The 13,095-nt window shown below is 57.1% G+C and carries 7 protein-coding genes and 1 pseudogene; 4 read left to right on the forward strand and 4 right to left on the reverse strand.

The window, feature by feature from the left end; genetic code table 11:
- Nucleotide 1 precedes the first annotated feature (1 nt).
- Nucleotides 2–3,616 (forward strand): transporter substrate-binding domain-containing protein, encoded by a 3,615-nt coding sequence (locus TU74_RS14725; protein WP_048376935.1) that lies wholly within the window; start codon nucleotides 2–4, stop codon nucleotides 3,614–3,616.
- 97 nt (nucleotides 3,617–3,713) lie between these two features.
- Nucleotides 3,714–6,665, forward strand: a pseudogene (locus TU74_RS14730) (HD domain-containing phosphohydrolase).
- Here TU74_RS14730 and TU74_RS14735 read toward each other — a convergent pair.
- Complete coding sequence (locus TU74_RS14735) at nucleotides 6,662–7,144, reverse strand: GAF domain-containing protein (RefSeq protein WP_047275604.1); 483 nt, start codon at nucleotides 7,142–7,144, stop codon at nucleotides 6,662–6,664. The pseudogene TU74_RS14730 and the gene TU74_RS14735 sit on opposite strands and share 4 nt — an antisense overlap.
- The gene (locus TU74_RS14740; protein WP_048376936.1) at nucleotides 7,137–8,030 is read right to left on the reverse strand and encodes an ATP-binding protein; all 894 of its coding nucleotides are present in this window, start codon (nucleotides 8,028–8,030) and stop codon (nucleotides 7,137–7,139) included. The genes TU74_RS14735 and TU74_RS14740 overlap by 8 nt, the downstream gene beginning before the upstream one ends.
- Nucleotides 8,031–8,195: 165 nt before the next feature.
- Between TU74_RS14740 and TU74_RS14745 the strand changes: the two genes are divergently transcribed.
- Nucleotides 8,196–10,511, forward strand: coding sequence for a response regulator (locus tag TU74_RS14745; RefSeq protein ID WP_048376937.1), 2,316 nt, complete (start codon nucleotides 8,196–8,198; stop codon nucleotides 10,509–10,511).
- A gap of 28 nt (nucleotides 10,512–10,539) precedes the next feature.
- Here TU74_RS14745 and TU74_RS14750 read toward each other — a convergent pair whose 3' ends face one another.
- Both TU74_RS14750 and msrB read right to left on the reverse strand, forming a co-directional pair.
- Nucleotides 10,540–11,025: a glutathione peroxidase gene (locus TU74_RS14750; protein ID WP_048376938.1), complete on the reverse strand. Its 486-nt coding sequence runs from the start codon at nucleotides 11,023–11,025 to the stop codon at nucleotides 10,540–10,542.
- Nucleotides 11,026–11,048: 23 nt separating this feature from the next.
- Nucleotides 11,049–11,444, reverse strand: coding sequence for a peptide-methionine (R)-S-oxide reductase MsrB (msrB, locus tag TU74_RS14755; protein WP_047293016.1), 396 nt, complete (start codon nucleotides 11,442–11,444; stop codon nucleotides 11,049–11,051).
- A gap of 218 nt (nucleotides 11,445–11,662) precedes the next feature.
- Here msrB and TU74_RS14760 point away from each other — a divergent pair, with 218 nt between their 5' ends.
- Nucleotides 11,663–12,874, forward strand: coding sequence for a pyridoxal phosphate-dependent aminotransferase (locus TU74_RS14760; RefSeq protein WP_048376939.1), 1,212 nt, complete (start codon nucleotides 11,663–11,665; stop codon nucleotides 12,872–12,874).
- The last annotated feature ends 221 nt before the right edge of the window (nucleotides 12,875–13,095 follow it).

Below are 13,095 nucleotides of genomic sequence, written 5' to 3' on the forward strand. Positions count from 1 at the left end.
GATGCCCACGCGGTTAATACACTTCCTTTCACTGATCACAGGTTTCATTCTGTGCTGGCCGGTATTGGTGCAGGCCAACGGCCGTGACAACTATTCATTGCTAAGCCGCTCGGGCATCTATTATCAGGAAGCGCTTCTCGATAAGAATCAACGTACCTGGTTGCAGGAAAAGCGCATATTGCGGGTGGGTATTTCATCGCCGGACTACCCGCCCTTTGACATGACCACCAGTGGTCAGGATTACGAAGGGCTTACTGCCGATTACACAGGGCTTTTGTCCAAGGCGCTCAACGTCTCTATCCGGGTTCAACGCTTCTCTACCCGAGAACAAGCGATTGATGCACTCGTGCAGGGCACCATTGATTTGCTCGGCACCTCAAATGGCTACGAAGCCTCCAACCCCGACCTGGTCCTGTCCATTCCCTACGCGGTTGACCAACCTGTGCTGGTAAGCCGCGAAGGAGAAAATCGTTCGCTGACGCAAGGTCTGCAAGGCCTGCGCCTGAGCATGGTTTATCACTATTTGCCACTGGCGGATGTCAAAAAGCTGTATCCCAAGGCGATTGTCCAGTCCTACCCTTCCTATCAGAACGCAATAAATGCAGTGGCCTTTGATCAGGCCGACGTATTTCTTGGGGATACGATTTCAACGCACTACATGATTAACAAGGGCTATTTGAAGAACATCAAAATGGCCAACTTCAGCAAGCATGAAGCGTATGGTTTCAGTTTTGCCGTTCGCCGCGACAACCCCATGCTGCTGGACATTCTCAATACCGCGCTGGCGGCCATCCCCAACAGCGAACGTGAAAGCATTGCCAAACGCTGGAGCGCAGGCAGCGACATCCTGCTCTCCGACCAAAAACTTCAATTGACCGAGCGCGAGGAACGCTGGCTGGCTAAACACCCCACGGTCAAAGTCGTGGTCAACGAAACCCTGGCCCCCCTCAGTTTTTTTGATGCGGAGGGTAATTTTCGGGGCATTACGGCAGATCTGCTGGAAATGATCCGACTGCGAACCGGCTTACGTTTCGAAATCCAGCGCACCCGCAGTCTGGGCAACATGATTGACATGATCCAGCATCACGAAACCGACATCATTTCAGCGATCAGTCCTTCGGTGTCCAGAGAGAGCCAGCTCAACTTCAGCCGCCCCTATCTTGAAAACTCATTTGTACTGGTGACTGAAAAAGGCCCCGACCACCCTTCAAATCTTGAACAACTGGCCGGTAAACGTCTCGCACTGACGCTGGGTAATCCACTTACCCCTTATCTTCGTAAAGCATTCCCCGGCATTACGCTGGTTGAAACAGATGACATCTATCAGGCCACACAACTCGTGGCTGAAGGCAAAGTTGAGGGGGCGGTCAACACGCTGGTCATTGCCAACTACCTGCTGGCGTCTCAATTATTTCAGGACCGGTTACAAATCAGCGCGACCATTGGCACCCAACCAGCCACGTTCTCGTTAGCGACGGCCCGTGATGCCAGCGAGCTGAGCTCCATTCTGGATAAAGCGCTGCTCAGCATTGCGCCTGATGAGCTGGGCATTATCAACAGTCGATGGCGCGGTTATGTCCCGGCCTCTGACAGCTACTGGCGCAATTACCATCGGCTGATTTATCAAATCATCATTGGCACCATGCTTCTGTTGCTGCTGTCACTGCTCTGGAACGCCTACATGCGTCGCCAGATCCAGCAACGCAAGCGGGCCGAGCGCGCCCTCAACGACCAGTTCGAATTCATGCGTGCGCTGGTCAATGAAACCCCCCACCCGATTTATGTACGCGACCGCGAGGGCGTACTGAAAACCTGCAACGACAGCTACCTGAAGACTTTTGCCGCCAAGCGCGAAGATGTGATCGGCAAAACGGTCATACAAACCCGGCGCGCCATCAGCAATGAACACGAGGCTCACGACTTTCAGTCAGATTATCTGCGTGTCATTCGAGAAGGCACGCCACTGATCATGGACCGTCAACTGCACGTAGGCGATCAGGCCATCACCATCTATCACTGGATACTGCCTTACCGGGATTCTCTGGGCGAGGTTCAGGGCGTCATCGGTGGCTGGATTGATATCAGTGACCGTCGCCAGTTGATGGACGAACTGCGGGCCGCCAAAGAGCGGGCCGACGAAGCAAACCGCGCTAAAAGTACCTTCCTGGCAACGATGAGCCACGAAATTCGTACTCCGATGAATGCCGTAATCGGCTTGCTGGAACTCACCCTCAAACGGGCCGACAAGGGGCAACTGGACAGGCCCTCCATCGAGGTGGCGTACAACTCGGCCAAGGACCTCCTGGAATTGATTGGTGACATTCTGGACATCGCCCGTATCGAATCCGGTCGGTTGAACCTCTCCGCCGAGCGGGTCAATTTGCGCGAGCTGGCCAACGCAGTCATTCGCGTGTTTGACGGCCTGGCCCGGCAAAAGAAACTGACCCTGGCTCTCCTATTCAATCCCGAACACGACGCCCCGGATGTCCTGATCGACCCTTTGCGCTTCAAACAGATCCTGACCAACCTGATCAGCAATGCCATCAAATTCACGGAACGAGGACAAGTCACGCTGCAAATGAATGTGCGACCAACCGAGGTTGCGGACCAGGTAGAACTGCAACTCAGCGTCCAAGACACGGGCATTGGCATTAACGAAGCCGATCAGGCCCGCTTGTTCCGACCTTTTTCCCAAGTTGAAAACACCGGGCAACTGGCCTTGGGAGGTGCCGGGCTGGGCCTGGTCATCTGCAGAAGCCTGTGCGAAATGATGGGCGGCACACTGGCACTCAGCAGTCAGCCGAACGTGGGGACGCAGGTACACATCACCCTGAAACTTCCTTCGTTGACGCCGTGCCTTGAGCAGGCGGAAAAAGAACCCGAAGTCGCCCAGAGCACACGCCCGTTAAACGTACTGGTCGTCGATGATCATCCGGCCAATCGCTTGCTGATGTGCCAGCAACTGGGGTTCCTGGGGCACATGTTTACGACTGCGCAGCACGGCGCTGCCGGGCTGGAACTCTGGAAACAGGGCGCATTTGACGTCGTTATTGCGGACTGCAATATGCCCGTCATGAATGGTTATGACTTGACCCGGGCCATTCGCCATATCGAACACGTCGAACAACGCCCGCCTTGCGTGATATTGGGTTTTACAGCCAACGCACAACCTGAAGAACGCCTTAATTGCCAGGAAGCCGGCATGGACGACTGCATGTTCAAGCCCATAAGCCTGACGTTGCTCAGCAAGCGGTTGAACGAACTCAAACCGGTTTCAAACGAAGTCGCCTTTAACGTAGAAAGCCTTTACGCCCTGTCCGGCTCGGATCCGGTTCGAGTCAAACGCTTGCTCGAAGAGATCTTGCGCAGTAACCGCACCGACCTTGAGGAACTTCAAAAACTCCGTGCCGAAGACGGTTTGCCGCCGTTTTCAGAGCTGGCGCACCGCATCAAAGGCGCAGCACGAATTGTCAGTGCCCTGCACTTGATTGCGCGATGCGAAGCACTTGAGCAGGCCGACCTGACGAATGTGGATGAATGCTGCAACCAAGTGGTACACGCCATGACGTCGATGGAACAAACACTGCTCGCAGAACTTGAGAAACTGAACCACTGATCAACGGCTCCGCACTGTGAACACAAAAAAAGCGCCGATTATTCGGCCCTACTATGCTTAAGGCGACCTGAGCATTGTTCACAGCGGAGACCCTTTCATGCCCACAACTGCGCCAGCCAGCAAGCGTCAGTTTCCGCTGCATGTGCACATCAGTGTGATGTTTACCCTGCTTCTGATCGTGCTGGGCGTAACGCTGGGAGTTTTCAATTATTTGCAAACCACGCGCATTATCCTCAACAGCAGCCAACAGCTGTTTCAGCAAATCGAGCGGGATGTTCAGCAAGATTTACAACACACTTACCAACCGATTCGACATGCGTTACGGCTGCTTGCCCTGAATGCCACTACGGGCATCGAAGGTTCAGAAAGCCGGATGGCGTTGTTGGAGCCCTTTGTCCAGACGCTAAAAGACAACCCTTCTCTGGCTGCGCTGTATCTGGGGGACGCGCAAGGTAATTTCTTTCTGGTCCGCCCCCTGCGCTCGCAAGCAGCGAAGGACCGCCTCTCTGCCCCGTCATCAGCCACCTACGAAGCCTGGAATATCCAACGCTCAGGCCAGGACGCCGCCCCCCTGTCCCGGCATTTTTTCTACGATGACTCGCTGACGCTGGTTGGCCAGCGTGACAAACCCGATGAGTCATACGACCCGCGCCAGCGCAGCTGGTTTATCCCCGCCAGGGGCATACACGACGAAATCACCACCAGCCCCTATCTGTTTTTCTCCACCCGCGAGGTGGGTACGACGGTGTCCAGGCGCAGCTCCGCAAAAGTCGTCATCGGCGCCGACCTGACCCTCTCGCAATTGTCCGCCACACTCGCCCGACACAAAGTCACGCCCCACACAGAAATAGCCTTGTTCGATCAGGACAACACTGCGATTGCCTACCCTGACTATTCCCGTTTGGTAGCGGCGCCTGAATCCACTCAACTGCCAAAAGTCGATCAGCTCAGTTCGGCCTTGAGCACATTGATCGCCCAACCCGGTAATGCCGGGGCCGAGCTGTCGGCGGACCAACGGCAATGGATTGTGTCGCGAGCCGGGGTCACGGATGGTGGGCTTAATGGCCTGCAGTTAGCGCTGATGGTCCCCAAAGACGAATTGCTGGCCGATGCGTAGCGATTACGCTGGCAAGGCGCCCTGGTTACGCTGGGTATTCTGTTGTTATGCCTGCCCGTGGGTTGGCTGGTGTCCCGAGTGCTGGTCAAGCCCCTGCGCAGGCTGGTGCAGGAAGCCGAAGCCATTCGCCGGTTCGACTTCAATTACCCCGCCAGCGCGCACTCACCCGTGTTGGAGATTGATCAACTGGCGTCCTCCATGCGCCGCATGAAAGAAACCCTGGCCAGTTTTTTCGAAATCACCGCGAGCCTGTCGGCGCACACCCGGTTTGAACCGTTGCTGCAATCGGTCGTACTGGAAACCATGAAAATCGCTCAAGCCCAGGCCGGGCTGATTTACCTGATAGACAACGATGGGCCTGAGCTTTCCCTCAAAGGCTTGATCATTGGCGATCAGCCCCGGGACGTGAACCTCCTGGAGGCAGCGATTAACGCGGACCCGCGCCAATACCCTGACTGGCTGCGCACGTTGCACCAAGGGGGCGATAGCGTGGTGTGTTCGCTTAACCTTGAACAGGCGGGCATGCTGCACCCTGTGCTGCAAGCGCTAGACACCCACAGTGCGCACCTGCTTGGCATTCGGTTGCATAACCGCCACGGCGAAACAGTGGGCATTCTGGTGTTGCTGCTCAACAACAGTGACTCCACTGAAGACCGGGAACACCTGCGCCCTGACCGGATCGCCTTCATCCAGGCGGTGTCCGGGGTGGCAGCCGTGTCCATCGAGAGTCAGCGGTTACAGGCACGGCAAAAGCAGTTGCTCGACGCCTTCATTCAATTGCTGGCGGGCGCCATCGACGCTAAAAGCCCTTATACCGGGAGCCACTGTCAACGTGTGCCTGCCCTGACCCTAATGCTGGCGCAAGCCGCGTCCTCCAGTCAGTCACCCGAATTCGAGCATTACCGCCCCACCGACGAAGAATGGGAGGCGCTGCACATCGCGTCCTGGCTGCATGACTGCGGCAAAGTGACGACCCCCGAATACGTGGTGGATAAGGCCACCAAACTTGAAACACTGTACGACCGCATTCATGAGGTACGCACGCGCTTCGAAGTGCTCAAGCGCGATGCATGGGTCAATTACTGGCAAGGTCGGGCGCTGGGCGGCAACGATCAGCAACTGACTCAGATCCGCGAAGCGGTATTGGCCGCCCTGGATGACGATTTTGCCTTCGTCGCACGTTGCAATCTGGGGGGAGAGGCCATGGCCGAAGATGATCTGCAACGCCTGCAAACCATTGCCCTGCGTACCTGGACGCGCACACTGGATGACCGGCTGGGGGTCTCATGGGAGGAAAACAAACGCCAGACAACGCGTCAGGAACAGCCTTTGCCCGTGACCGAACCCTTGTTGGCCGACAAACCGGAACACCTGTTTGAGCGCAACGACTCCGAGCGGATTGAGCCCGACAACGTCTGGGGTTTTCAGCTGGATGTCCCGGCCTACAAATTCAATCGCGGCGAGCTGTACAACCTGAGTACAACCCGAGGGACGCTGACCCGCGAAGAGCGCTACATCATCAACAACCATATTGTGCAGACCATTCTGATGCTCAAGCACCTGCCCTTCCCCAGCTATCTGGGCAACATCGCTGAGATTGCGGGCGGCCATCACGAAAAAATGGACGGCACCGGGTATCCGAAACGGCTTAAGCGCGAAGAAATGAGCCTGGCGGCGCGGATGATGGCGATTGCCGATATCTTTGAAGCGTTAACCGCTTCGGATCGCCCCTACAAAAAGGGCAAAACACTGAGTGAAGCGCTGAGCATCATGGCAGCGATGTGCCACGACGCTCATATCGACCCGCACCTGTTCGCCCTGTTTATCCACGAACAGATTTTCATGCAATACGCCCGGCGCTTTCTTGAACCCGCGCAGATCGACGCGGTGGATGTCGACGCGTTGTTGCGCAAGGCCGGGCTTGCTGCTTAGCAGTCGCTCAAACGCAAAAAGATCGCCGCCAGCGCTTCAATGCCGACTTGATCCTGCTCGGTGAAACGGCCAATGCGTGGACTGTCCAAGTCTAGCACGCCAATCAGGCGACCGTCCTTGATCAACGGCACGACCAGTTCACTGTTCGACGCGCTGTCGCAGGCAATGTGGCCCGGGAACGCATGCACATCGTCAACCCGCTGAGTCTGACGGGTGGCAGCGGCTTCTCCGCAAACACCCCGTCCGAACGGGATACGAACACAGGCGATCTGGCCCTGAAAAGGCCCCAGCACCAGTTCTTCATTGCGGTTGAGGTAAAAACCGGCCCAGTTGAGGTCGTCCAGTTGATGAAACAAAAACGCCGAAAACTGCGCAGCATTGGCAATAAAGTCACGTTCATCGGCCAGCAGCGATTCCAACTGCGCCGTTAACAGGGTGTAACCGTCCAGGCCTGCGCCTGTGGCGTTCAAATCAATCATTGGTTTGCTCCAGCAATTTCAATCCGACCCAGTAGCGCGCGAACTGGTAAGCGCAACGACCATTACGGTTGCCGCGCCCGGTCGCCCAACGCACTGCCAAAATATCCAGCGCTTGATCACGTTGCCACTGCAAACCGGCTTTGGTCGCCAATACGCCGATCCAGTGCTCAACCACGCTCAAAAAATGTTCTTGTGTGAACGGGTAAAACGACAGCCACAGACCAAAGCGGTCAGACAAGGCGATCTTGTCCTCCACGGCTTCGCTGGGGTGCAGTTCACCGTCCACGCGCTTCCAGTGTTCGTTATCGCTTTCTTGCTCCGGCACCAGGTGGCGGCGGTTTGAAGTGGCGTACAACAGGACGTTTTCCGGTGCCTGCTCCAGCGAGCCGTCCAGCACGCTCTTGAGCACCCGATAATCGCCCTCGCCCGCCTCAAACGACAAGTCATCACAAAACAGGACGAAACGCTGCTCCAGCCCCTGGAGGGCTTCAACCACCCTCGGCAGATCCGCCAGGTGATCGCGTTCGATTTCAATCAGGCGCAACCCCCGCGGGGCATATTCGGCCAGCAGAGCGCGGATCAGCGAAGACTTGCCCGTGCCGCGCGAGCCCCAGAGCAATGCATGGTTGGCCGGTAAACCGTCAAGGAATTGCTGGGTGTTGCGCCCCAACTGATCGCGCTGCTTATCAATGCCGATCAAGTCGCTCAGGCGCATTTCAAGGCTGACGTCCAGCGCCTGCAAATACCCCGTGCGGCCTTCTCGCTGCCAGCGTGCGGCGTACGCGTGATTCCAGTCCACCGGCTCGCGGACGGCTGGCAACAATGGCTCAATGCGCGCCAGCACCGCGTCGGCACGCTCCAGAAAGGCATTCAGTTTAGAATCCACAACTTCTCCTCGGGCTGATACACAGAATGCGCAGTGATCGAACGGGCATGGCGATCCATTCTCGACGTCACCGATCCCCGTCAGCAGGATGATCCCGGCACCGTGTGTCGGCTAACCTGTTAATCTCTGGTCCGGCGAAAAGAATGGAAACAGGTGCAGCACCCTATGGATATAAAACTCACCCACCGCCTGTCTTTCAAACAGGCGAGGCTGACAGTGCTGGTCGGCTTTGTATTGGGGACGCTGCTCAGCCTGCTACAAATTGGCATCGATTATGCCAGCGAAAACGCTGCCATCAATCGTGAAATCCAATCCTTGCTTGAAATCAGCCATAACCCGGCCTCACGCATTGCCTACAACCTCGACTCCGAACTGGCGCAGGAGCTGGTATTGGGGCTCTTGCGTTCGCCCGCGATCATTGGCGCGCAATTGAGTGACAACGACAAATCCATGCTGGCCTCGGTGCATGATCAGCCCGAAGACGGCCGCTATCGCACGCTGAGCGACTTTTTATTCGGCGCCAACCGCTCATTCGATGACCGGCTCTACTTCAATCATTTGCCGGAACAAAGCGTGGGCGTGCTGCACCTTGAGGTGGACACTTACCCGTTTGGCAGCCGCTTCTTGCACCGGGCAGAAGTCACCCTGCTGACCGGCTTTGCCCGCAGCCTGATTCTGTCCGGGCTGCTGCTCGCGCTGTTTTACGTGATGCTGACCAAGCCTCTGGTGCGGGTGATTCGCGACCTGAGCAACAGCAAACCCGGTGATCCCAAACAATCGCGTATTGATTGCCCGCCCGGTCATGAAGACGACGAGATCGGGGTGCTGGTTGACGTCGCCAACCAGCAATTTGACGCCCTGGTGCGGGAAATCGACCACCGGCGCAGCGCTGAGAACCGCCTGACCGAGTACTTGGCGCAACTGGAACACATCGTGTCGGCCCGCACCCAGGAGCTCAAGGCGATCAACGCGCGCCTGACGCAATCCAATGAAGAGCTCGAAACCGCCCGCAGCACGGCGCTGGAGATGGCCCAGGCGCGCTCGGCGTTTCTCGCCAACATGAGCCACGAAATACGCACGCCGCTCAATGGCCTGCTGGGCATGCTGGCTTTGAGCCTGGACAGCCCGTTGAATGCCGAACAGCATCAGCAACTGTCGATTGCCCACGATTCGGGCAAAGTGCTGGTCGAACTGCTCAATGACATTCTCGACCTGTCTAAATTCGACGCGGGGCAACTGGAACTCGAACACATTGCGTTCGACCTGGGCGCACTGGTTGAAGACACGGCCAACCTGCTGTCGCAGAATGCCGCCCCGAGCGTGGAACTGACGTGCCTGATTGACCCGCACTTTCCGGCACTGGTGATCGGCGATCCGACACGAGTACGGCAAATCGTCAGCAACCTGCTCTCCAACGCGCTGAAGTTCACCCGCTTTGGGCGCGTGGATGTGCGCCTGCATGCAGAAAACGACCGTGTGCGCATTGAGGTGTGTGACACCGGCATTGGCATCGCCCGAGAAGCCCAGGCCAGAATTTTCAAACCCTTTACCCAGGCCGGCGCAGGCATTACCCGGCAGTTTGGCGGCACAGGCTTGGGGCTGGCATTGACCAATAGCCTGTGCGAGGTCATGCAAGGGCGTCTGACCATTAGCTCCGAGATGGGTTTTGGCAGCCAGTTCTGCGCCGACCTGCCGCTGCCCTGTCACACGTCGACCCTTTCGCTCAAGCCATTGCAGGGCAAGGTCATTGCCGTCACCGCCGCCAGCAGCGGCTTGTCTGAACTGCTTGGCAACCTGTTGCCGACCTGGGGGCTGAACTATCAACGTTTTTCGATCGACGACTCACTGGCAGGCATTGAGCCTGACCTGCTGATCACCGATTGTCCGGAATGCCTGTTTGGCTTGCGGCCCGCGATCAAAGCGCCGATTTTGCTGGTCACGGCGTATGGCAACTTCATGCCCGGCGACCAAGTGAATGCCCTGGCCCCCCTGCAACAAAAGGCCCGCCCGCTTTCGCGCAAAGCGCTCTATCAAAGCCTGCAGCACTTGCTGCAACACGACGATGACGAAGCATTGAGCGTGCCGGCCAGCAGCCAGCCAACCGAACATCGGGCGCGAATCCTGCTGGTCGAAGACAACCCGGTCAACCAATTGGTGGCTAAAGGCATGTTGAGCAAATTGGGATGCGATGTGGCGGTCGCCGCCCACGGCGGCGAGGCCTTGAGTCAACTGGAGCAGCACGACTTTGACCTGGTGCTGATGGATTGCAACATGCCGGTCATGGATGGTTATGAAGCCAGTCGGCAGATCCGCCAGAGTGAGCGCTGGCCGGACCTGCCGATTGTGGCCCTGACCGCCAACGCCATGCCCGAAGAGCGCGAGCGCTGCCGGGCAGCCGGTATGAACGACTATTTGGCCAAGCCTTTCCGCCGTGAAGAGCTTGAAGCCCTGCTGGACACCTGGGTGCCCTTGACGCCTTGAAAGGTTGGCCCGGTGTCAGCAAGGACGCTTAGCCGAGAAGTGCTTCTATGTCGGGTTTCAAGGCATTCGGCTTGGTCGGCGGGGCGTAACGCTTGATGGTCTGGCCGTCGGCACTGATCAGAAACTTGGTGAAATTCCACTTGATGGCGGTGGAGCCCAGCAACCCCGGCGCCCGGGTCTTCAGCGCCCTGAACAGCGGGTGTGCCTGGGCACCATTGACCTCGACTTTTTTGAACAGCGGGAAGCTCACGCCGTAATGGGTCTCGCAAAACTGCGAAATGGCCGCCTCGTCCCCCGGTTCCTGTTGCCCGAACTGGTTGCAAGGGAAGCCAAGAATCACCAGCCCGCGATCCTTGTACTGCTGCCACAGGGCTTCAAGGCCCTTGTATTGAGGCGTAAACCCGCAGTTGCTGGCGGTATTGACCACCAGCAGCGCTCTGCCGTTGAAGTCGGCCAAGGTTTTTGTTTCACCTGTCAGCGTAGTGCAAGGGATATTCAACACGTTATCGGTCATGACGGCGCCTCGAAAAGTGATGGTCAGTCGCGCGGTACGAGATCCAGGCACACCGAGTTGATGCAGTAACGTAGCCCTGTTGGCGGTGGGCCGTCGGGGAATACATGCCCCAGATGCGCGTCACACGTGGCGCACACCACTTCGGTGCGAATCATCCCGTGGCTCACGTCACGGATCTCAAGCATTGCGTTCTCGCCAATCGGCTTATAAAAGCTCGGCCAGCCGCACCCCGAATCAAACTTGGCTGTTGAGTCAAACAAAGGTGCTTGGCAGCAGATGCAGTGGTAAACGCCATCTGTTTTGGTGGCGTTGTATTTGCCCGAGAACGGCCGCTCGGTGCCTTTAAGACGGCAGACGTTGTATTGCTCCGGGTCGAGCATGGCCTTCCACTCGTCCAGTGTTTTTTCCAACTTGTGCATGGTTATCCCTCTGTCACTGAAAAACCCCCGACCAGTGGCTTTTCCAGGGGTCGGGTGGCACGTATGATTGCGCCTCGTTAAACGCCAGTCTGGCACCCGCGTTATCCGCATTCAAACGGATTGTTGAAGCGACGCGGATTGCCGCTGTGTGAAGGCACAGAATTTCCCAGTCAGGCATCACCTCTGGCTGGATCGTTCATTTTCGGGATCACATCGCCATGCAGGTCAGCAAATCAAACAAGCTCGCCAACGTCTGTTATGACATTCGCGGCCCAGTGCTCAAGCACGCCAAACGCCTGGAAGAGGAAGGCCATCGCATCCTCAAGCTGAATATCGGCAACCCGGCGCCATTTGGTTTTGAAGCCCCGGATGAAATCCTCCAGGACGTGATCCGCAACCTGCCCACCGCGCAGGGCTACAGTGACTCCAAAGGCTTGTTCAGCGCGCGCAAGGCGGTGATGCAGTACTACCAGCAAAAACAGGTCGAAGGCGTCGGTATTGAAGACATCTACCTGGGCAACGGTGTGTCCGAGCTGATCGTGATGTCGCTTCAAGCCCTGCTCAACAATGGCGATGAGGTGCTGGTCCCGGCCCCTGATTACCCGCTGTGGACCGCTGCGGTAACGCTGGCAGGCGGCCATCCGGTGCACTACCTGTGCGACGAACAGGCCAACTGGTTCCCGGACCTGGCCGACATCAAGGCCAAAATTACTCCGAACACCAAGGCCATGGTCATCATCAACCCGAACAACCCGACGGGGGCGGTGTACTCCAAAGAAGTGTTGCAAGGCATGCTGGAAATCGCACGCCAACACAACCTCGTGGTGTTCTCTGATGAGATCTACGACAAGATCCTGTACGACGATGCCGTGCACATCTGTACGGCTTCGCTGGCCCCGGACGTCCTGTGCCTGACGTTCAATGGTTTGTCGAAATCCTATCGCGTCGCGGGCTTCCGCTCCGGCTGGATCGCCATTTCCGGCCCCAAACACAATGCCCAGAGCTACATTGAAGGCATCGACATGCTGGCCAACATGCGCCTGTGTGCCAACGTCCCGAGCCAGCATGCGATCCAGACGGCGCTGGGCGGTTATCAGAGCATCAATGACCTGGTGCTGCCTAACGGACGCTTGCTCGAACAACGCAACCGCATTTGGGAGTTGCTCAACGATATCCCGGGCGTCAGTTGCGTGAAGCCCATGGGAGCCTTGTATGCCTTCCCGCGGATTGACCCTAAAGTCTGCCCGATCCTCAACGATGAGAAATTCGTCCTGGACCTGCTGCTTTCGGAAAAACTGCTGGTGGTGCAAGGCACGGCTTTTAACTGGCCGTGGCCAGATCATTTCCGTGTGGTCACGCTGCCACGGGTGGATGAACTGGATCAGGCGATCGGCAGAATCGGTAACTTCCTGAAAACCTATCGTCAGTAATTTCCCAAAATGCTGTGCGACACATCAAATGTCGCACAGCATGTTTTGTATGAAATATTCTTCACCCGCCACATCCGCTCGTCTGCTGCCCCCCTCCCCGCACCTCGCTAAAATCGCCATGCCTTGTATTTATTGACCCGAAACCGAATTTTCGCGTCTAAATAAAGTCAATCCGTATTAGGAAACGGCTTTCTTACAACTAGAATCAGCCTGTAGGACAC

It is taken from the genome of Pseudomonas lundensis (assembly GCF_001042985.1).
GTDB classification, from domain to species: domain Bacteria; phylum Pseudomonadota; class Gammaproteobacteria; order Pseudomonadales; family Pseudomonadaceae; genus Aquipseudomonas; species Aquipseudomonas lundensis.